This window comes from Coleofasciculus sp. (assembly GCF_046539235.1).
Lineage (GTDB): Bacteria > Cyanobacteriota > Cyanobacteriia > Cyanobacteriales > Coleofasciculaceae > Coleofasciculus.
In genome coordinates this window covers 1-21,804 of record NZ_JBKHHI010000068.1, presented here as the reverse complement: position 1 = coordinate 21,804, position 21,804 = coordinate 1, and the positions used below count along the sequence as shown (strand labels likewise).

Annotated in this window: 18 protein-coding genes; 15 read left to right on the top strand and 3 right to left on the bottom strand. The window is 47.6% G+C overall.

Annotated elements, in window-relative coordinates; genetic code table 11:
• Nucleotides 1-310: 310 nt before the first annotated feature.
• Complete coding sequence (locus tag ACLFWI_RS08655) at nt 311-2,047, top strand: DUF3352 domain-containing protein (RefSeq protein ID WP_446412607.1); 1,737 nt, start codon at nt 311-313, stop codon at nt 2,045-2,047.
• 74 nt (nt 2,048-2,121) lie between these two features.
• Here ACLFWI_RS08655 and ACLFWI_RS08650 read toward each other — a convergent pair whose 3' ends face one another.
• A complete protein-coding gene (locus ACLFWI_RS08650; RefSeq protein ID WP_446412606.1) occupies nt 2,122-2,274 on the bottom strand; it encodes a hypothetical protein in 153 nt (50 codons plus the stop codon).
• A 30-nt stretch (nt 2,275-2,304) separates the two neighbouring features.
• Here ACLFWI_RS08650 and ccsB point away from each other — a divergent pair, with 30 nt between their 5' ends.
• From ccsB to tilS, 3 genes are all read left to right on the top strand, one after another.
• Nucleotides 2,305-3,381 (top strand): c-type cytochrome biogenesis protein CcsB, encoded by a 1,077-nt coding sequence (gene ccsB, locus ACLFWI_RS08645; protein WP_446412605.1) that lies wholly within the window; start codon nt 2,305-2,307, stop codon nt 3,379-3,381.
• 122 nt (nt 3,382-3,503) lie between these two features.
• Nucleotides 3,504-4,616, top strand: coding sequence for a KGK domain-containing protein (locus ACLFWI_RS08640; protein WP_446412604.1), 1,113 nt, complete (start codon nt 3,504-3,506; stop codon nt 4,614-4,616).
• A gap of 115 nt (nt 4,617-4,731) precedes the next feature.
• Complete coding sequence (gene tilS / locus ACLFWI_RS08635) at nt 4,732-5,730, top strand: tRNA lysidine(34) synthetase TilS (RefSeq protein ID WP_446412603.1); 999 nt, start codon at nt 4,732-4,734, stop codon at nt 5,728-5,730.
• Between the two features lie 84 nt (nt 5,731-5,814).
• On the opposite strand, the gene hmpF is transcribed toward tilS, so the two are convergent.
• Nucleotides 5,815-7,575, bottom strand: coding sequence for a pilus motility taxis protein HmpF (hmpF, locus tag ACLFWI_RS08630; protein WP_446412602.1), 1,761 nt, complete (start codon nt 7,573-7,575; stop codon nt 5,815-5,817).
• 844 nt (nt 7,576-8,419) lie between these two features.
• Between hmpF and ACLFWI_RS08625 the strand changes: the two genes are divergently transcribed.
• The 9 genes from ACLFWI_RS08625 to ACLFWI_RS08585 all read left to right on the top strand — a co-directional run bounded on the left by ACLFWI_RS08625 (nt 8,420) and on the right by ACLFWI_RS08585 (nt 18,353).
• Nucleotides 8,420-9,718 carry a response regulator gene (locus ACLFWI_RS08625; protein ID WP_446412601.1) on the top strand — a complete coding sequence of 433 codons (1,299 nt, stop codon included), beginning with the start codon at nt 8,420-8,422 and terminating at the stop codon, nt 9,716-9,718.
• A 254-nt stretch (nt 9,719-9,972) separates the two neighbouring features.
• Nucleotides 9,973-10,338, top strand: a complete 366-nt coding sequence (locus tag ACLFWI_RS08620) for a response regulator transcription factor (protein ID WP_006099778.1) — start codon at nt 9,973-9,975, stop codon at nt 10,336-10,338.
• A gap of 24 nt (nt 10,339-10,362) precedes the next feature.
• Complete coding sequence (locus tag ACLFWI_RS08615; RefSeq protein ID WP_446378666.1) at nt 10,363-10,893, top strand: chemotaxis protein CheW; 531 nt, start codon at nt 10,363-10,365, stop codon at nt 10,891-10,893.
• 77 nt (nt 10,894-10,970) lie between these two features.
• Nucleotides 10,971-14,102, top strand: coding sequence for a methyl-accepting chemotaxis protein (locus ACLFWI_RS08610; protein WP_446412600.1), 3,132 nt, complete (start codon nt 10,971-10,973; stop codon nt 14,100-14,102).
• A gap of 141 nt (nt 14,103-14,243) precedes the next feature.
• Nucleotides 14,244-15,032, top strand: coding sequence for an MlaE family lipid ABC transporter permease subunit (locus tag ACLFWI_RS08605; RefSeq protein WP_446412599.1), 789 nt, complete (start codon nt 14,244-14,246; stop codon nt 15,030-15,032).
• A 56-nt stretch (nt 15,033-15,088) separates the two neighbouring features.
• Nucleotides 15,089-15,478, top strand: a complete 390-nt coding sequence (locus tag ACLFWI_RS08600; RefSeq protein WP_446412598.1) for a DUF3119 family protein — start codon at nt 15,089-15,091, stop codon at nt 15,476-15,478.
• A gap of 151 nt (nt 15,479-15,629) precedes the next feature.
• On the top strand, nt 15,630-16,832 hold the full coding sequence (locus ACLFWI_RS08595; protein ID WP_446412597.1) for a DUF3086 domain-containing protein: 1,203 nt from the start codon (nt 15,630-15,632) through the stop codon (nt 16,830-16,832).
• Nucleotides 16,833-17,235: 403 nt separating this feature from the next.
• Entirely contained in the window at nt 17,236-17,895 is a 660-nt protein-coding gene (gene plsY, locus ACLFWI_RS08590) for a glycerol-3-phosphate 1-O-acyltransferase PlsY (protein ID WP_446412596.1), read from the top strand.
• A 77-nt stretch (nt 17,896-17,972) separates the two neighbouring features.
• Entirely contained in the window at nt 17,973-18,353 is a 381-nt protein-coding gene (locus ACLFWI_RS08585) for a hypothetical protein (protein WP_446409680.1), read from the top strand.
• A 183-nt stretch (nt 18,354-18,536) separates the two neighbouring features.
• Here ACLFWI_RS08585 and ACLFWI_RS08580 read toward each other — a convergent pair whose 3' ends face one another.
• On the bottom strand, nt 18,537-18,962 hold the full coding sequence (locus ACLFWI_RS08580) for a hypothetical protein (protein WP_446412595.1): 426 nt from the start codon (nt 18,960-18,962) through the stop codon (nt 18,537-18,539).
• A 334-nt stretch (nt 18,963-19,296) separates the two neighbouring features.
• On the opposite strand from ACLFWI_RS08580, the gene ACLFWI_RS08575 reads away from it, so the two are divergent.
• Both ACLFWI_RS08575 and ACLFWI_RS08570 read left to right on the top strand, forming a co-directional pair.
• On the top strand, nt 19,297-19,584 hold the full coding sequence (locus tag ACLFWI_RS08575; RefSeq protein WP_446412594.1) for a hypothetical protein: 288 nt from the start codon (nt 19,297-19,299) through the stop codon (nt 19,582-19,584).
• Nucleotides 19,585-19,621: 37 nt separating this feature from the next.
• On the top strand, nt 19,622-21,804 hold a 2,183-nt coding region (locus ACLFWI_RS08570; protein ID WP_446412593.1), incomplete at its 3' end, for a pentapeptide repeat-containing protein.

The window sequence follows — 21,804 nt, the reverse complement described above, 5'->3', positions numbered from 1 at the left end:
CTTCTCGCGAAAGCGAGTTCCCCACCGTTAACTTTAATTGTCCCCACCTACTTAAGACAGAATGAGTTTAGTCAAATTATTGGTATTCTCCCAAAGTTCCAAAGTTAAGTTGTTCGTAATTTAAAGGTTATTGTCAATACCAACAAAATTATTGTAGTGCGTTTAGCGAAGCCATGCCGCAGGCTTTGCATCTTGCTCGCTACTAATAGGATTAATTTATTTAGGGCTTGCTGCATAAAATCCAAGCCTTTATATTTATCTCTTTACCAATGACGAATGACATAAGACAAATGACAAATAACGAATATTCATGCTAAAAAAAAATAAACTCTTCCTACGGCTAACATTAGCAACAATTGTTGTTCTAATCAGCGGGAGTGTCATCGCCTATTCTCTGTTCGTACAACACAATCTCTGGCTGGCAAAAGCACCAGTGGGGGCAAAACTCGTTCCTCAAGATACCCTGATCACAGCCTTAGTGTCTACAGACAGCGGTAAATGGCGACAATTGCAGCGATATGGCACACCCAACACTCTAGCGGCGTTAGTCAGACAACTCGCCCAGCTTGAGAAAAACCTGCTAACAGACAACGGCTACGACTACGAGGAAGATATCCAGCCGTGGTTAGGTGAAACGGTGATGATTGCCTATCGGGGGGATAGTACATCTGCACCAGAAACGGAACCGGAGCAAACGTCCCCTGTCACGCTACCGTTTATCAAACTCCCCGACTTAATCATCTTACCCATTAATAACCCCGCCCACGCTAAAGAAATTTTGGCTAAAACCACGTATCAGAAAGTAACTCAGTTTGGCGAAAGAACCTATCGTGGGGTTCAAATTCGCGAAACCCAAAAGCCCAGTAGCCAAAACTATTCGGTTACTGTTTTGGAACGGTTTGTCGTGGTTACGTCAAATTCCCAAACCATGGAACAGGTGATTGACACCTATAAAGGGGTGAAATCTGTGGCATCTACGCCGGGATATATTGAGGCTTTAGCGACAATTGACACCACCCAGGCGTTTGCTCAAGTGTACTTAAACCTACCTGCGTTCACCGCCACCGCTGCTGCCAACTCCACGCGATCGCTCCCGCCGGAACAGTTGGCTCAAAGGCAACCCCAGCAAGGGCTGGTGACGAGTATTTCCTTGGAGTCGGATGGGATACGTTTTCGCGGTATGTCTTGGCTGAAACCGAATAGCCAAAATGCCTATCCCATAGAAAATACCAGTAGTCGTTTACCCAGACGCCTCCCTGCCAATACCCGATTAATGCTGAGTGGTAGTAATTTCGCCCAATTATGGAACAGTTACGCCCAAAACGCCCCCTCTAATCCCCTGATCCCCATTCCCCCAGCGAATCTGAGTGCCGGGATACAGACAACTCTGGGCGTAGATGTACAAGAGGATTTATTACCCTGGATGGCAGGTGAATGGGTAATCGCCCTCATCCCCGCGACTGAGGAGTTGCTGGTTCCCCCCGAAAACCAGCCGCCACCAACGTTAGGCGCAGGTATCACCGTAATGATTCTATCGAGCGATCGCGCGGCTACAGAAAAAGCATTCCAGCAGCTTGATCAAGTGATGGAAACTCGCTATCAGTTGACGGTGGAAAACACCCAACTTAATAATCAACCAGTGGTACGGTGGACATCTCCCCTAGGAGGCATTACCGCTACCCACGGCTGGTTAGAAGGAAATATCGCATTTCTCACCTTCGGCGCACCCATTGCTGATGCCATTGTTCCTCAACCCCAAGCCCCCTTGACTCAAACACCACTGTTTCAGCAAATCGTACCCACCAAACCTAGTCCTCACAATGGTCAAGTTTACATTGAGGTGGAGCGTCTCTTAAATCGAGATAATTTAAATTTGCCTCAACTTCCCTCTCAACTTGATCAGATGATGCAGGCAATCCGCGCGATCGGTTTGACGACAGCCGGGGCAGATCAGCGAAATACACGTTTTGACTTATTTGTCAAGCTAAAAACGATACTACCGTCCAATCCAGTTCCGGTGCCTTCTTCTCCGATACCCTCTCCTTGACGTTTTCTCACATCTCCCCCATCTCCCCCATCTTCCCCTGCTCCCCCTGCTAAGAGACGTAGCATGAGGAGTCTCTACATGGCTTCCCCAGCTCCCCCAGCTTCCCCATCTCCCCCAGCTTCCCCGGCTCCCCATCCCCAACAATCCAGAAAATCGTTATGATAATGTTTTTCGGCTCTCGTGAAAAGCGGCAATCCCGATAGGATAATAGAAACGCGGCAATTCATGTCCAAACGATTAAGTCGAGAAGCGTATTTATGGATCTAGTTTCACTCCAAAACAGCTTAGATAATATTTCATTTGCAGTTCTCCTAGTTACCATGCTGCTGTATTGGGTTGGTGCAGCATTCAAGAACATCCCCTATCTGCCCACCTTGGGTGGAACGGGTATGATTATCGCCAACCTGTGTATTGCAGCCTTACTCGGTGCCCGTTGGCTGAGTGCTGGGTATTTCCCTTTGAGCAATCTCTATGAATCGCTCTTTTTCTTAGCCTGGGGGATCACCGCGATGCATCTGGTGGCGGAAAAAATGAGCGCGAGTCGTTGGGTGGGCGTGGTTACTTCCCCTGTCGCCATGGGAATTACCGCCTTTGCCGCCCTGTCACTACCATCTGATATGCAACAGGCGGAACCGTTAGTTCCGGCGCTGAAATCCAACTGGCTAATGATGCACGTCAGCGTGATGATGCTCAGTTACGCCACATTAATGGTGGGATCACTATTAGCGATCGCCTTTTTAGTCGTGACTCGGGGTCAAAACGTTGAGCTGCGCGGAAGTTCGGTAGGTACAGGTGGCTTTCGCCGTAAACAAGACTCCACGGGGACGGCTTCCTATCAGCTTAAACGGAATCAGGATAACCTTCAGCCCCAGGGTAGTGGTGATAATGGGGCAATGGCGATGAGTTGGCAAGACACGTCAGGTTCGACAAGTACAGCCGTTCTGGAGGCTGTCACCTCGACGCCATCCTCCGCATCCGAGTTGGCTAGCACCCCCACCCTTTCTCCCCAACGCCTCAACTTAGCGGATACGTTAGATAATATTAGCTATCGGATTATCGGGCTAGGATTTCCGTTGCTGACGATTGGCATTATTGCCGGTGCAGTTTGGGCAAATGAGGCATGGGGTTCCTATTGGAGTTGGGACCCAAAAGAAACCTGGGCATTAATTACCTGGCTAGTGTTTGCCGCGTACCTTCATGCTCGCATTACCCGAGGGTGGCAAGGACGCCGACCTGCAATTTTAGCGGCAACAGGATTTGTTGTAGTCTGGATTTGTTATCTTGGGGTGAATCTATTGGGTAAAGGATTACATTCCTACGGCTGGTTCTTCTAGGTATTCCAGGACTAATCAACGCGACGACCAAATCGCTTACTCCTAGTGATCCAGGTGATCCAGGGAATGACCCAATTTGTAAATCATGATTAAGCACACAAGTAGAACGTTAATCGGGGAAAATGGGCGTAGATAATCAGTTTGAGCCACTCGCTAGTGGTGAAGTCTTATCCGTTGACGAATCAGCGCAAATCTTAATTGGGCATCATACCTTCCGAGTAGGCGAATTGGCGGACGCGATCAAAACGCAGCTTGAGCATGGGTTGAGCGAATGGACTCAAGACAAAAATGCCTGGTTTAGTGAGGAGGGTATCTCCTGTGAAGTCTTGCGATTTAGTGCTGGTGGGTGGCAAAAGGGCAAGGTGAGAATCAATTTGGAATTTTGTCCTCAGGTGGCTGAGGATAAGACGCCAGTAGAATCAGTCAGTGCAAAGGATGAGCATGAGGATGAGTTCCCTGTGCCAGACGACTCACCCACCATGGATGAGGAACTCGATTTAGAGCAGCCATCAATGAGTTTGGATGAGGCAGATCATGACTATGAATTATCTGCCTTCAGCGATGAGTATCAACAGCAAGACAACCTCGGTGACATCTATGATCAGATAGATCAGGGAACAAGCTTTCAGATGGAGGAACTAGAAGAAGAGGAGCCACCTGTTAGCTTTGAGAGTGACTTCGAGGAACTCTCTACCGATGAGGAGGAAGAGCCATCGGTCAGCTTTGAGAGTGATTTCGAGGAAATGTCTCCTGGTGAGAAGGAAGAGCCACCTGTTAGCTTTGAGAGTGACTTCGAGCAAATGTCTCCCGGAGAAGAAGAGTCACCTGTCAGCTTTGGTGATGACTTAGAAGAACTCTCTATCGAGGAGGAGGAAGAGTCACCTGTCAGCTTTGAGAGTGACTTAGAGGAACTCTCTGCTGAGGAGGATGATGCATCAGCTAGCTTTGATGATGAATTTGATCAACTCTCCAGCAGCATCGAAGAAGAGTTGGAGATGGAAGAGGAAAGCACCAGCAACGACGACGAGTTGCTAGATTTGGGAGCAATTGCCACAGAAAGTGATGAGGAACTCGATTTTGAGCAAACCTCTGCTAGTGATGAAGATGAAGATGAGTTTGATTTAGGCGGTTTTTCCTCCTTAGAGGAAGAGGAAGAGGAGGACAATGAGACAGACTCGCTTCTTGATGATGTTTGGGAAGAAATGAGTCAAGAAGGGTGGCAAAGTAATCAGTAACGTTCAGTAGGTTGGTGGAAATGAGGGAGCAGGGGGAGTTGGGGAAGCAGGGGAAGCTGGGGAAGCGATTTCCTCAACAAAGGACGAATGACGAAGGACGAATGACAAATAACGAATGTCTAAACGTTCAGATTGGACGCTACTTCACGCCCGTCTTGATCAAACGCTACAGCAAAGGCAGCTATTAGCGCCAAGTCGTCCTGTTTTGGTGGCGGTATCGGGGGGACAAGATTCCCTCTGTTTAATGAAACTGCTTTTAGATTTGCAGGCGAAGTGGAAATGGAAATTAGCGATCGCCCATTGTGATCACCGTTGGCCCGCAGATAAGGGGCTGGCAGATCACATTAAACAAGTGGCTCAGAGTTGGGCGATTCCTTTTTATCTGGAAATTGCCGATCAAGTGACTCAAAGTGAGGGAGCGGCGCGACAATGGCGTTATCAGGCACTCGGTAAGATTGCCCAAACCTATCAATTTCAATATGTAGTCACGGCTCACACCCAGAGCGATCGCGCGGAAACGGTTTTGTATAATCTAATTCGAGGTACGGGAGTTGATGGTCTCCAATCCCTGACCTGGCAACGTCCTCTGGTAGATGGGGTACAGCTTGTGCGCCCGTTGCTAGAGGTTACCCGTAGGGAAACGGGGGAGTTTGTGGAGCAACAGCACCTTCCGGTTTGGCTGGATGCCTATAATCAAGATCTCCGCTATGCTCGCAATCGTATTCGCCAAGAGGTACTGCCTTATCTAAAAACTCATTTTAATCCGAGGGTGGAAACTGCTCTGGGTCATACAGCGGAACTGTTACGCGCTGATGTGGAGTATTTAGAGACGGCGGCGCGATCGCTACGAGAACAAGCTATGGGTTCTAGGAGTGAACATGAACCCAAACTCAACCGCTTAATCTTGCGACAAGCCCCTCTCGCCCTACAACGTCGTGCGATTCGGCAGTTTCTGACGATTGTGCAACCGACGGCTGCCAATTTTGAGCAAATTGAAGCGATTACGGCTTTAATTGATGCGCCCAATCGCTCTCGCACCTCATCCTTTCCCGGAGGAGCCAGCGCTCAAGTTGAAGGGGACTGGATTGTTTGGCGAAATAGTCAGGGGGAGTAGGGGAAGCTGAGGGAGTTTTCATATCTTGGACGTCTGAACCGTTATCCGGCCCTTCTGCCTTCTGCTTTCTGCCCTCTGCCTCTTCTAGGAAGCCGCCAGTTCCGGTGATTCGACCATACCATCAACCGTTTGCCGCATCTCCGAAATTGCTTGGAGTTGATAATCGCCAACTTCCTGAATTTGATTCAGGGCTTGGGCGATCGCGTCGAGGATCTGGCGAATTTGATTCAGAGCCTCTTGCTTGGGCGGTAAGAGTTCTTGATACAGATTCACTTGACTCCACAGTTCAGCGACTTCCTGTTTCATCGAGTGCCAGTTTTCTTCTAAGTTTTGTAACTCGGAGCGTTTGGTATCTTGCTCACTTTCTTGCTGGGCAAGCATTTCCTCGGCTTGGCTAATGCTTTGGCGCATTTGCTCAACTTGGTTTTCCAGTTTTTCCAGTTCGCTTTCCTGCTGTTGTCGCTGTTCCTCAAGCTGGTTTAAGACAGGACCGAGGTCGATTTTATGGGTATCGGTGCTACCCCCTTCACTAATCCCCTGACGACGGCGTAAGACTCGATTATGCTGATTGAAAATCTCTTCCCTCTCCCGCAGGTTGCGGCGTTGACCGACGAGGGTTTCATCCAACATTTGGTAGCGGTCTTGCTCGTCGGCTAGCTCACTTTCCAAACTAATGCGATCGTACTCACTCGCATTATTAATTTTATCTTGCAGTTCTTCAACCGCTTGGCGCTGGAATGTGAGTTCCTCTTCCTGGTCGTTGACAAAGCGCACCACTCTCTCCAAATCTTGCTGTAAATTTTGCACGATTTCCTGGAGTTCACCTAGGGGCATATTTTCCAGCGCTTGAATGTCAACCTCTTGACTAATTTTGACATCGGCTGAACTGGTTGCTAAACGAGCAAGTTCTTGATGTAACTCTTGGTGAGTTTGAAGTTGCAGGCTGAGTAGATGTACCGATTCCTGCTTCATCTCCCAAGCATTCCGCTGCACCTTCAATTCCGCTTGTGCCTCTTCAAATGAGCTTTGCACCTGCTCTAATTCTTGCTGACGCTGGTGAATGTCCTCAGCTTGCTCGTCAATTTCGGTTTGGCGTTGCTCTGCTTGTTGGCGCTGATTGTCTAGTTTTTGCCAGTCACTATCCAGTTCTGACTGCTGTTGATCAATGATGTCAAACGCTTGATTCAACTGTTCCCGCACAGTATCTGTAGGAGCGACAGCCGTCGATAGGCGATCGAGCAACTCCTGCATCGCCGCAACATCTTCCTCACTTAAACCCGAAGTTTGTTGCAGCTGTTCTTTTTGCTCATCCCAACGCCGCTGTTCACCGCGCAAATGTTCCCAAGCGCCTTCAAGTTCCTGTTGTTTTCGATCAAACTCCTCTCTGAGGCGTTCAGTTTCCTCTTTCGTACTTTCCAGGTCTTGACGCTGCTGATCGATTTGTTCAGCCTCTTCCTCCATGGCTTGCATCTGTTCCAACCGCGCTTCCATTTCCATCTCGCGGCGGTTGAGTTCTTGACTTTGATACGTCAAGGACTGTTTCCACTGTTCAATTTCTTCTTCTTGACTTTTCGCCTTGTCCAACAGACGAGAAAAATTTTGTAAGATGCTCGCCAGTCTCGTCCCGGCTGGCTCAACTTCACCTTGAATCCGATTGTTACTGACATTGACAATTGCCAAAGCCCCATCGCTCATGCCACCGGCTTCGTCTCCTGGGATGATTTCATCACCTGGGACAGCACTCCAACTCTGATCATTCCGCTGACAAGCCAGCAGTTTGAGTTCGGTCTTACTGCCGCCAAAAGGGCCAGTTTTCTGCTTTTTGACTTCTGCTAGATACAGCACACTGATCGTCCTCTTTACTTGTCTTGTGCCCAATTCTTGACTAAGCCAACCTGAACTAAATCTTAGTTGATTGGGTTGCTGGTCGCACTGCTCCTGATGTTCTCAGAGCTAACCCTGATTTATAGACCGAGCAGCTTTGTCTACAATGCTAGCTTTTAGGAAGTGACAGAGGTAGCCGTGTCTTGGACTATTGCTAGTGTCACGTCTCCAACTCAACCTTCCTTAAAGGGCAAGTTTAGGTAAGCTAGGAACAGAGTAGCCTTGGCTGATTGAACCCCTGTTCCTCACTATCTTCGCGCTCTATGTCAGTCGCGCGGGGTAGTTGAAGTTTATTTAACGAAGCCATTCTCGATGCATGACTTTGGCTGTATTACAATTAGTTATGAATTTCTATGAGAGATTATAAGTCCTTGGCTGGTACAGACACCAGCTTTTTGCTCGATCCTACTCCATTGGCTATAAAATTTTAGCTTCAACCAGAGTCGCCAGGATTACCCCTCCTCAAAGCGAGTGGGCGTTTAGCCCACAAAGCGCAGGAGGTGTTACAGCAAGTAGAGTCCTCAATTATACTGAATACATGGAGGTTTTGATTGACTCTTCTTCTATAAATTTCAATGGCTCTATTGAGCAAAGTTAAATTTAAAGTTCAAATTGCTCTGTTGAAACACATCCGTTAAACGATCCATTCCCACCTAATTGGATGATATCTTAACAAGGTCAGTCAGCGGTGGTGGTAAAGCATCAAGTTGGGGTTGAGGTTAAGATGACAGGCAACTTGGTAACCCAACAGACCATTCGCGCCTCAGCATTGAACGCAAGGTTTTAGGAGTACATTTTCCTTAAAATGCAGGGAACGTTAAATGAAATTGATATCCGCAGTATCCTGCAACTGATCGAACTGGGTCAGCGCACAGGAGAACTTTTAGTTGAGGCGCAAAGCTTCCACACCAATAATCCTGGTAGTGATGTGACTCATCAATTTATCCAGGGACGCTCTCACCTCGCGACCCCACCCCGTTGTCCTGGACCATTTTGGTTTGTTTTTTTTCTCAACGGACAAATTGCTTATGCGGCAAACAGTGACCACAGTTTGTCACGACTGCGTGATTACCTGCGTCGCTATCGAGCTGAAGCCGCTTTGGATGACATCGAAGAACCGTCGATTGCTTCGACCAATGCTCCCGAATATGGCTATCTTTGGGCGTTGCTAGAAAACCATATTATCACGCCAGCTCAAGGGCGCAGCATTCTCCACAGTATGGTACATGAAACCCTATTTGACCTATTGAGCCTCCACAATGGATATTTTGTCTTCGAGGTAGGTCCAGCCTTAGCGCCCCAACTCACCACCTTAGAAATTGCCCCCCTAGTGACCAAGATTATGAAGCAAGTCCAGGAGTGGAAGCAGTTTCATCCCCATATCCAATCCCCCAATCAATGCCCACTGATTACAGATGAAACTAAATTAAAGGCAACATTACCGGAGAATGCATTTAGAACCCTCCAACGGTGGGCAAATGGCAAGAATTCCCTGCGACAGATGGCTCGCTATCTCAATCGTGACATCCTGACTGTCACCCGAGCCATTTACCCCTATATCCAAAGGGGTTGGATTCAATTGCTGGCGTCAGCACCTCAACAAACCCTCGCCGTTCGACAACCTTGGGAATCCAACTGGGCAGAGTATGCACCCTCTGTAGTCTGTATTGATGATGACAAGGCAGTGGGCAAAACCGTCGAGTATATGCTGCAAGCCCAAGGATATCAAGTAACAGCAATTCAAAATCCCCTCAAAGCTCTGAGCTTACTCTTCCAAATCAAACCGGCTCTAATTCTCTGTGATTTAGTCATGCCCCAACTCGATGGATATGAACTGTGTGGCATGTTGCGACAATCGACGACATTTCGACAAACTCCAATCATTATGCTGACGGGCAAAGATGGCTTTATTGACCGTGTCAGAGCTCGCATGGTAGGCTCAACGGACTATTTGACTAAACCGTTTGGAGCTAGTGAGCTGTTGATGTTATTGGAGAAATACGTAGGTCCGGGAGATCCGGAAAAAATCGGTTTCGATAGTTCCCGCCAAGTCCTAGAGGAGGAGGTCAAGGCAACCGATATTACTAAATCAGCATCGGCTTAACAACAGCGATCATCATCTAACACCCAGGAAGGTAATTCTTCCGCTACAATCACCTCATAGACTCATACAGCGATACGCCCTGCTCCATTTCGCAGTTAAGCCTGTCACAATAGAGAAAGGGATCAGTTCAGGATGAAGCTACCATAAAGGATACATTAATCATTACTCTATCTATGTTTAACGGTATAGCTCAACGATACAGCTCAGTTCACGTTCAAAATTCGTGCGCTCATTGGCAAGTCAGGTAGGGGGTTATGAGTACAGTTTTGGTTGTAGAAGACAGTTTGGCACAGCGACAGATGATCTCAGACCTCCTCAAAGGCAGTGGGTTGACGGTCTCTGTGGCAAGCGATGGAGTGGAAGCCTTAGAACATATTCTGCAGTCTCGTCCTGATGTAGTGGTATTGGATATTGTTATGCCTCGTATGAATGGGTACGAGGTCTGTCGTCGTTTAAAGGCTGATCCCAAAACCCAAAATGTACCCGTGGTCATGTGTTCTTCAAAAGGCGAAGAATTTGATCGATATTGGGGAATGAAGCAAGGGGCAGATGCTTACATCGCCAAGCCCTTTCAGCCCACCGAGTTGATTGGCACAGTCAAACAGCTACTCAGGTCATAAATATAGTTAAGACTCTAGCTGCGAATGGTTGGAAATCCGGATTTTTTAACAGATACTGGTCAAGATCAAGCCCCAGAATTGCAAGAACTAGAAAGTCCTGAGGGTGAATTACACTTGCGATTTTACGTCCCTTCTGGTATGGAATTTGCTTTGCCAGCGACTGGGATCAAAGAAGTGCTTGAGCCATCTCCCAACCAGATCACCCCTATCCCTAATGCTTCCCCCTTATTATTGGGGACGATCAATATGCGAGGTCGGGTTATATGGGTTGGTGATCTGGGTCAATTTCTGGGAGATGCGATCCCGGTCAATACAGACCGATCAGAAATTCCCGTCATTGCCATCGAAGATCAAGATACAATGCTCGGTTTAGCAGTGGAGCGAATTGTGGACATGGATTGGTTAGATGTGGAGCAATTACAAATGGCAATGAATGTTCCTGATACGATGGCACCTTTTTTAAAAGGAGAGTGGTTATTAGATCCAGAGTCTAATCAATTTTTACGACTTCTCGATCAGGTGGCAATTCTACGAGCAGCGCGGTGGGCAGCATGAATGAACAGTAAAAGAAAGGAAAAAGAGAGCAACCTTTTGTTTGTTACTTTTTTCTGGTGAGCAAAGGGAGGAGGTCAATGGCATCAAGTACAGATTACGTTCAGGAATATACACAAGCACAAACGGCTTACGCACAAGGTAAATACCAAGAAGCTTCAGATCTTATTAGTCGGTTGATTGAAGAGTATCCCGATGATCCAAGTGCTTTGTTACTTAAGGGTCATATCTGTTGCTATGGTCTACAGCAGTACGATCAAGCACGGGAACACTATGAGCAAGTTCTTAATTTAACGTCTGAACCTGATTTTATCGAATATGCCCATAAAGGTCTAGAAGATGCTAATCAATTGTCCAGTGAATTCGATTCTGTCGATTCACCCCCATCCCCAGAGGACTTCGATAACAATTGCCACGATATTGATGAAACCGACGATTTGAATGAGATACCTACATTAGAAACCTGGCAAGACTCGGAAGTGATTGATGAGTCTATTGATGAGTCGGAGGATTTCGATTTAGGGGCTTTAGATTTGGATGAAGTGGGAATAGAGGATGATTTTGACTCAACCTCATCTTCGCCCTTTGCCGAACCCCTGGATAGTTCAGCTATTGAATCAGAGACGGCGGACGAGCCAAGTTCTGTAGATGAATCCAATCCATTTGCCTTGCCCGGTTTAGACGAAGAAAGTGGTGATGTTGACAATCTTTATGAGTCATCGAGTGATTTTGATCTAAATGACAACCCCTTTGCTGAGGTAGACTATGAAGATTATGAATCATCGAGTGATTTTGATCTAAATGACACCCCCTTTAGCGAGGCAGATTATCAGGAAAACGTTGAGGAATCAGCAAGTGATTTTGATTTAAATGATACCTCCTTTAGCGAGGCAGATTATCAGGATCACTTTGAGGACTTTTCAGCGGAGTCTGAGGATGATACGGCGGCAACATTTGTCATGCCTCCTGGTAGCGCCCTTGAATTTGAAGATGCTCAGGAGCAGAGTCCACCCTCTTATGAGTCAGAATCCCATTTAGATAAAGACTTATCGGACGTTGATCAGGAAATGGAGGATTGGCATGATGAATCGATTGATGAGTCATATCAAGACCACCCCGTTTATGAAGATGAAACCCTACTGATGGATTCAGGAGAGTTGGGGGAAAGTTTACCAACGGATACCGATGGGTTTGACTATTCGGTTGAGGAGACGGATGAGGCGATTGAAGCATTTGAAAGCCAGGAGTACACTCAGGATGAATCAGACTTCGATCAAAATGGATTTAACGCTCCCGATGATCACTTCGACTTTGAGAACTTTGACGATGCTTTCGGCAATGACTCATTCCCTATAGATGAAGTTGCTGAGGCTGATGCTGAGAACTTCTCAGAACTTGAAACGGACAAAGACTTTTTAGACGCTTTTGATGTATTTGAAGATGATTTAGGCTCTCTTCCCGATTTCGCCATAGACGATCAGGATGAATTAGCTGAGTCGGGCGCGAGTGAATCAGATTTTGATGTTTTAAGTAACAGCGGAGTCATACCAGCAGGTGGCGAAAGTGAGGGAGTTAGCGAAAATGGCGATGCCGTCCGAGATAGGGTAGCGGCTCACCAGCAATCGGCTCAGGAGTATCGCTCAGTTGATAGTGATGAAGAAATTTTCAGTATTGGTGGCTCAACTGAACAACTCCCAGTTTTTAGTCAAGCTAAAGAGGGGGGACATGAACCTATCGTTAGTGTTGATCAAGGGTGGCTGGCTCCCTTTGAAAATGCTTCCCTCCATCATAAACAGTGGATTATCTCGTTTGCGGCTGGGATTGCTTCCGCTTTTGTCGTTGCCTTAGTTAGTTTTTCGGCACAAAGTATTGCTGCCCGAAGTTCAGTACCAGAAGGGCAAGCTCAACCCGCGATCGCGAATCTCAAATTTGCCCATGCTTTAGCCAGTGGTGCAGCATTTGCGGCTAGTTTTGGCATTACCCTGTTTCTGGGTCGGATCACCACTCGCCAGATTCAACAAGTCACAGTGGATTTACAAACCCAGTTTGATGCCGTTGCTCAGGGGAATCTGAATGTCAGTGTCCCGATCTACTCCGAGGGAGAACTCGGTCAACTGGCTTCAGGTTTCAATCAGATGGCGCGAGTGATCCTAACCACCACCAGCGAAGCCACCCGAAAAGCCGAAGAACAAGAGCAAGCCAAAGAAGACCTGCAACGCCAGGTAATTCGATTGCTAGATGATGTTGAAGGAGCTGCACGCGGGGACTTGACGGTACAAGCTGAAGTAACAGCCGACGTTTTGGGGGCAGTGGCTGACTCCTTTAACCTAACCATCCAAAATCTGCGGGAAATCGTTCAACAAGTAAAAGATGCCGCCCGTAAAGTGACCAAGGGTTCGACTGAAAGCGCGGCATTTGCCGGCAGTTTATCCAATGACGCCTTGCGCCAAGCCGAGGAACTGGCAGTTACCCTCAACTCCGTTCAGGTGATGACCGACTCCATTCAACGAGTCGCTGAAGCCGCCCGGGAAGCCGAGGAAGTTGCCCACACCGCGGCGGATGTCGCCCACAGAGGTGGTCACGCGGTAGAACATACGGTGGCAGGTATCCTGCAAATACGTGAAACAGTAGCAGAAACCACCCGAAAAGTCAAGCGATTGGCTGAATCTTCCCAGGAAATTTCCAAGATTGTCGCCGTAATTTCCACAATTGCATCCCGAACCAATCTGTTAGCACTCAATGCCAGTATCGAGGCAGCTCGAGCGGGAGAGGCGGGTCGAGGGTTTGCCGTCGTTGCCGATGAAGTGCGGCAACTGGCAGACCGTTCAGCCAAGGCACTCAAAGAAATTGAGCAAATCGTCATGCAGATTCAAAGCGAAACCGGTTCGGTGATGACGGCGATGGAAGAAGGCACCCAGCAGGTTATTGATGGAACCAAACGGGCAGAGCAAGCCAAACAAGCATTGGAAGATATTATTCAAGTGTCCAATCGCATTGATGCGCTGGTGCGGGCAATTAAAGCGGATACGGTGGAGCAAACCGAAACATCCCGTGCTGTTGCCCAAGTGATGCAATCGGTTGAACTAACTGCCCAAGAAACCTCTCAGGAAGCCCAACGGGTATCCAGTGCCTTACAAAACTTAGTTGGTGTGGCACGAGATCTACTCAATTCTGTAGAACGTTTCCGTGTGGAATCAAATGAGAGCAGATAGTCCGATGCTTTTTTGCTCACGCTGGCTAACCAATACACTTTCTAACAAAGGACGTATCAACCCATTCCAAAACAACAAAGGACAAAGGACAAATGACAAATGACAAATGACAAATGACGAATGACAAATGACGAATGACGAATGAGTGAAACCCCCTCCAGTTCTAGCTTAGGATTATGGCTCCAGCGCTTGCTAGCTGCCATTCTATTAGGCGGTCAAGTCATCGTTCATCTTCTCGGTGGCAAAATCTACCGACGCAATACCCTGGATCAAATGGCAGTTGTTGGTCCGGATTCACTCACCATTGCCCTGATCACAGCTACTTTTATCGGTGCCGTGTTTACAATTCAGGTAACGCGAGAATTTATTAACTTTGGCGCAACTACAGCCATTGGAGGGGTTTTGGCACTGGCATTGAGCCGGGAACTTGCGCCTGTGTTAACGGCTGTGGTGATTGCCGGACGAGTGGGTTCAGCGTTTGCGGCTGAGATTGGCACGATGCGCGTGACTGAACAAATTGATGCACTTTATATGCTCAAAACTGATCCCATTGATTATTTGGTCATCCCTCGTGTCATTGCCTGCATTCTAATGCTGCCGTTATTGACAATTCTCTCAATTATTCTCGGTATGACGGGCGGCGTATTGATTGCTGTTAATCTTTACAATATTCCTCAATCTGTCTTTCTGGATTCCGCCCGGAATTTCTTGGGAATCTGGGATTTGTTTACGGCGATGATTAAAGCTGCTGTGTTTGGGATGCTGATAGCCGTCATTGGCTGTAGCTGGGGATTAACCACTAGTGGTGGAGCCAAAGGAGTCGGTCAATCCACGACAACGGCAGTCGTCACGGCTTTACTCGCAATTTTCATCACTAACTTTTTTTTGTCGTGGCTGATGTTCCAAGGCACAGGCAGTGCGGTTCTGTAATCAGGGGTATATTAAAATAGATTGATTGTGTTGATAAATAACGGAAATTTACTCAAGTGACCTCTGCTACTTCTTCATCGTCATCAAGCCAAACCATCGAACTTGCCCCTAGCTACGCTATACCGTTGGTATTGGTTCTGGCGAGTATACCTATTGTGCTGCTCCAAATTTGGGTCGGTTTACTCATTGCTCTTTTCGGGTTATTTTTAATGATTCAAGCGGTAACTATCCGTCTGCAATTTACAGAAACCGCATTGGATGTCTATCGTTCCCAGACTCTAATTCGCCGTTTTCCGTATAAAGACTGGTCAAATTGGCGGATCTTCTGGTCATCTTTTCCAATCCTTTTCTATTTCAAGGAAGTTAATAGCATCCACTTCTTGCCAATTTTATTTGATCCCAAACAGCTTAAACTTTGCTTAGAGGAGCGCTGTCCCCAGATTTGAGACTACTTTCCGATATGCCTTGCTGAAATCTAACGCTGAGGCTTGAGAACACCTTGTACCCAAGGCTCTCTTGCCCGGTAACTTGCCCTTGAGAATAATCCCACCGTTTAGGGGTTGGGAGTATAAATCATTATCAGATATTAATTATTCAATGAATTCAGACGAACCACAAACCCAAGAATCCAATTTAGAACAACAACCAATCTCTGAGGAATTTGATGAAAAATCTCCAGAGCAAAAACCCGAAACCGAAAGCTCTGAGCCGTTAACCAATTCATCTAACCAATCTGACGTGACACAACCCCAAGCTGACACTTCAAATGCTTTAGACTTACCTGCGCCAGATGATAATCAGATGACACCATCAAGAAACCAACAGGAAACCGTCGCGAATTTAACTCAAACGATCGCGGATCTTGAGGCGCAAGAACAACAGTTGAGGCAAAAAATTGCCCAACTACAAGCCAGCCAAAATCAGATTTTATCTGACCAGTTAACCAAAACCCAAGCCACCATCCAACAAATGCTCCAAGAGGGGTTAAGCGAATTAGAGCAGCGCAAGCAAGCCCTTTTAATTTCTGTGGAACAACTAGAACGCCGCCGAGAACGCATTCGCACGGAAATGCGAACCACATTTGCTGGGGTATCTCAAGAATTGGCAATTCGGGTGCAGGGTTTTAAAGACTATTTGGTTGGCAGTTTACAAGACTTGGTTGTGGCGGCGGAAGAGTTAGAATTAGCCGAACCGACGGCAGAATTTTCCCAACCTAGGATGGATGAACCTCAGCCGCCAGTTTCTTCTCCTACACCCAAATTTGCTGAACAGGCGTTTCAGGATCAGATCCAGCAAATTCGGGACATTATTGACCAATACCGCAAAATGCCAGATTATTATGGTCCGCCTTGGCAATTGCGTCGCACGTTTGAGCCAATTCATGCGGAGCGAGTGTCCAATTGGTTTTTTAGTCAAGGGGGGCGTGGGGCGATTCGCACTATCGGTAGCCGCTTGCAAAATATTTTGGTCGCCTCCGCCGTGATGTCTGTTATGCGGACGCTTTACGGTGATAGACTACGAACCTTGGTTCTTGCCAATACCCCTGAACGGCTAGGAGAGTGGCGCAGAGGATTGCAGGATTGTCTGGGTATTGCCCGCAGTGATTTTGGTCCAGAACGGGGGGTCGTTTTATTTGAGGAAGCATCCGCCCTCGTGCAAAAAGCCGATCGCTTAATGACCCAGAAGCAACTTCCTTTAATTATTGTCGATGAAACAGAAGACCAGATTAGTCTTTCAATTCTGCAATTTCCTCTCTGGTTAGCCTTTGCTCCCGATCCTCAGCAAATGAGTAATTACTAATAATGGAACAAAAAGCGAAGCATCCGCTGGTCTCCCCGTGCAACAAACGCGAAGCATCCTCTGGTCTCCCCCTTTTGAAGGGGGACGGAAGGGGGATCAAAAGGGAAGAGGGGGATCAAAAGGGAAGAGGGGGATCAAAAGGGGGACTTTGATCTACTGTACTTTATTACAGCGCAAAGAGCTGTATCTCCCCCTGCTTCATCGTATCTACGAAGCTGCTCAAGTATTTTTATGCCCGTTGCACTAGCGCGTAGCGCTATATAGGTAACAAATGTTACGATTTTCCTGCCATGCCCTTACCCGTGTCACACGCTCCCATATAAAATCGGCTAGGGGAGATGTTCCAATAAATAGATAAAGTAACTATCTCCCCTAGATTTTTAATTGTGGAGGGTTTAAAACAATGATGCGTGAGTTGAGTTGGATTGGGCTACTGCTGATCAGTGCTTACTTACTTGGCTCAATTCCAACTGGATATTTGGCAGGACGTCTGGTTAAAGGAATTGATATTCGGGAAATCGGTTCGGGATCAACGGGGGCGACCAATGTTTTGAGAAACCTGGGAAAAGTTCCGGCTTTAGTTGTTTTACTAATTGACGCGGCTAAAGGAGTTGGTGCTGTTGCTTTGGTGCATGGCTTCTTTTCTCTAACGGGAACATCCGTGATACCAGATACCTGGAAACCTTGGTTGGTGGCTGTCGTCGCCTTGGTGGCTATGGTGGGTCACAGCAAATCAATATGGATTAACTTTACCGGCGGAAAATCTGCCGCCACAGGATTGGGCGTCTTATTGGCTATGTCTTGGTTCGTAGCGTTGAGTGTATTGGTAATCTTTATTGGGGTCGTCAGTTTCTCGCGGTTTGTTTCTCTGGGTTCTATTGCGGCTGCGATCGCGGTGGCTGTTTTGATGATAGTCTTAGCCCAACCGTTGCCTTACCAGATCTTTGGGGTTATGGCGGGGCTATATGTTATATTACGACATCGAGCCAATATTCAGCGCCTACTCGCCGGTACTGAACCCCGCTTAGGTCAATCTGTATCACCAGAAGTGATCAGCACTTAAAACCTTGTTGGTATGAACCTCTCAGGTTAAACCTGATGTGAACTAGGATGGAGATAGTCAGTTTCTTTCCAAGTACCGTGAACCAGTACGATTCTAAACTTGCTCAGTTTAACCTATCAGGCGTGGGCTGTTGGCTCACCCTATTAGCCATATTTTTACTACTGGGAACAGTAGGCTTAGGCTGGCTGGTCAACGGATTCTTAATTCTGATTGGGTTAGCCATCCTCGCACCAGTTATTGGCTGGATTGGCTTTCGCTGGTGGTTGCAGCGTAACCTGGTTGAGGATAAATGTCCCGTCTGTACCTACGAGTTTACTGGGTTTAATCGTACCGAATGTCGCTGTCCCAACTGTGGCGAATTGTTGAAAGTCGAACAGGGTCAGTTTAACCGCTTGACGCCGCCGGGTACGATTGATGTAGACGCCGTAGAGGTTTCAGTAAAGCAGCTTGAGGATTAAGTCCATTGTCAGATATAAGGCTTAGCGGGTTCAAGCCATGGCGACTCAGTAGGTTAGTGGAAATACACTCAACGATATTAGTTTCTGTAAAGTCCCTCAAACCCTGACATAAGACGTAGCTTGCTTCTTTTCGGGAAGCGAGTATTATGACGCTCAGTAGCCGTTAACTTTCATTTGTCCTACCTACTGACTAATGGAGAGAGTATAACTTTGCCCTCCAGTGCTATCGACAATATAGATCTTGTAAGTGCCTTCTTCCCAATATCCCGGTGCTTCAACGGTTTGCCCTGGCGCAGCGGCTAACACACATTGTCTACCACTTGCTACGGGTTCACCTGTTGAATTCAATGGTTCAATGATTAAAGCCGATTGACCAGCGCTTTGGAGGCTGAAGTTCAACGAACCGAAGTCTTGTTCCAATGTGATCGTATACTGCGGTTGGATATTACCCACTTGGCAATTGTTACCTTGAGCCGAAGTGCCTTGCAGTTTCAGGGTATTAAATCCTGGCGCTAACCGTTGCACGGTTTGACTATGGAGCAAACCTGCGTTCGCTAGCAGCATCGCTAAGGTGGTTGGAACAATTATCCACTGTTTGAGTCGTTTCATTATCTGAGGCTCCACTATTGTTTGAGTTTTTCTTAAACTCATCGTCGTACATTAATAGACCCGCCGAAACCGACTCTGTTCCTGTTTGTTATTTGTCACTCGTCATTTGTTATTAAACAGGGAACAGGAAACGGGGAACAGGGAATTTATCATTGAGAGGGGGCGGGTTTAGTGACATCAGCGTATAAAACAAACATTAGTCGTGAAACCCGCCCCGGAAAGACGCCCAATGGCACGTCTGGTCACTTAACCCCTAAGAATTGCCCGAAACCTTGCTTAAACCTCTAAAATCAAAACATATAACCTGATTTCTACACCCTAATTCTCTTGGCAGATGGAACCGAATCGAGACTACGACCAATCCACGCCTGTAGGCAATCCCTTTCAACCGCCCTTCTATAATACCTATCCGATGAAGCAACGGTTCAATCAAATCAGTGCTTGGTTTAACAGCCTGCCTACCGTTGGTAAAGTTATTGTGGTGATTGTCGGCGGCAGCTTGGGTTTATCCCTCTTGAAGACTGTTTTCCAACTGATTACCTCGTTAATTAGCCTTGCCCTATTGGGAATAATCCTCTATGTAGTGTATAAATTTTTCATTACCCCTAAGTCTCCCCAATAGTTGCCCACCCTTTATCTGCGTCGCGTGAGAATTGAACATGACTAGCCCTACCATAAAACAAGTCCATAATCAAACGGTTAGTCGATCATTTTCACTGCGACTTAATCGGGCATTGCCGATGATGACCCGGCGGTTGGCAGCCGTGGTTCTGGAAGTGTCGTTAGTGACGGCAAGTGCGGTCATTCCTTACAGTATCGGCGAGTATGCCAAAGACCATTCCCCGGCTGAACCCGTTCCTATCAACCCTGTCGTCGCGGCGACAGAAGAGGCGATCGCGAAAACTCTGGCATATCCACGAGCGCGATTAAATCGCCAGGTTGCTCCCCTGACGAATTTGTTCTGGTGTGGGGCAATTTTTATGCCTGTCGTGGTGGTCAGTTGGCAACTTTATCAATTGGGGAAAACGGGGCAAACCACGCCCAAACAGTGGTTAAAGCTGCGGGTGGTGACACCAATGGGAACACCACCGGGATTAATCCGGGCAGTTTGGCGTGAGGCAGTCGGGCGCTGGGGACTCCCCCTGGGTACAGCCTATTTGCTGTGGCGGTATACGGGCGCATTTCCCGACTTTGGCATCTTATTAGGACTGGCGGGAGTCATGCTAATCATAGAACATGGCAGTGGCTGGATTCACTCACGACGCCGCGCCTTCCACGATCGCATGGCAGGTACTTATGTGGTGAATGCGGCTCAGGGATTGGCATCCGGCTCATTCAACGGCTGGCAGACAGGTCGAGATCACTCCGTTACCCTAGAATTTGACAACGGCTGGCATCAACGTAGCGAAACATCAACCCATGAGCAGCCGAATCATCCCTCCGTAACCACCATCGTCCTCACCTCCCAATCCTCATCTCGACAAGCCCCCCATCTGTGGGGGTGGATGCGCCGTCATCCTGGCGCCACCTTGCTGATTCTCTCGTTTGCGGGAATGGCATCGGTTTTGGGGACCTTTGTCGGGACTCAGGTGTATATTCAACGTCAGGCAAATTGGCGAGAATTTAACCAACAGAATAACCAAGTATTTCTAGCGCTGGTTAAGCAGTTGAGTTCTACCTCTGCCACCGCCTTAGAAGAACGACAGGCGGCAATTCTGGCGCTGGCAAGGCTGGATGATCCCCGTGCTGTGCCGTTTCTGGTGGATTTATTGGGACAGGAAAATACACCGAGTCTGATTGATACCTTACAGCAAGCCTTAGTCAGTAAAGGTGCCGAAGCCCTACCTCCCCTAAAACGATTGAATCAGGCGCTACAAAATGACCGAGACACATTAGCCCGTCGGGGAACGCCAGGAGAGCAGCAGTTAGTCGCCCTGCGACAACGGGCAACCAATCGCGCGATCGCGAAAATTCTCACCATCTACAGTAGTGAACTGCACGACACTGATTTGAGTCGCACTGACTTGAGTCAAATGGACACCCGTTCAGTTCAATTTACCTTAGTTTTAGATAACCTCGACCTAGCCGGACTTAATTTCCGTTCCGCCATCTTAACGGGGGGCAGTTTCCAAAACAGCCGTTTTTATGGGGCGGGTGCGGATCAACGCTGGGGTACATTTGATGATTGGATTGCGGATTTAAGTGGGGCTGAACTCAAGGAAGCCGATTTAACGGGCGCAAATTTAAACAATGTTTTGATGGCTCGCACAAATTTGATCCGGGCAATTCTGAATCGGGCAAATTTAGCTGATAGCTATCTCATTGGCGCGAACTTCAGCAGCGCTCAACTGATTGGTGCTGATTTAACGGGAGCCGTATTAGAAAATGCTAGCTTGACCGGGGCGAATTTAGGCGAGGTAAAGGCGTCTCTGGTCAATTTACATGGGGGAAGTCTCGGTCAAGTAAGTGCCGTTGGCGGAGATTTTAGCTTTGCGGATTTGACCCAATCCAATTGGCAAGGGGCGGATTTATCGGGAGCTAATTTCACTCAGGCGAAGTTACAGGATGCGGATTTGAGTTCCACAAAATTGGTTAAGGCAAATTTGAGTCAGGCTCAATTGCAAAATGCCAAGCTGCAAAATACGAATTTGAGTGCGGTAGATTTACGCGGGGCGAATGTAAACGGAACGGATTTCTTTGGCGCTATGTTTGCCACAGCCGTGCCTGTTCAGTCAGATCAGTTTATCACCCAACCTCCAACCGCCACGTCGGGGGCGCGAGTACAGGGGGTGAATTTTGCTCGGGCGAAAAATTTAGATACCAATCAGTTGCAATATATCTG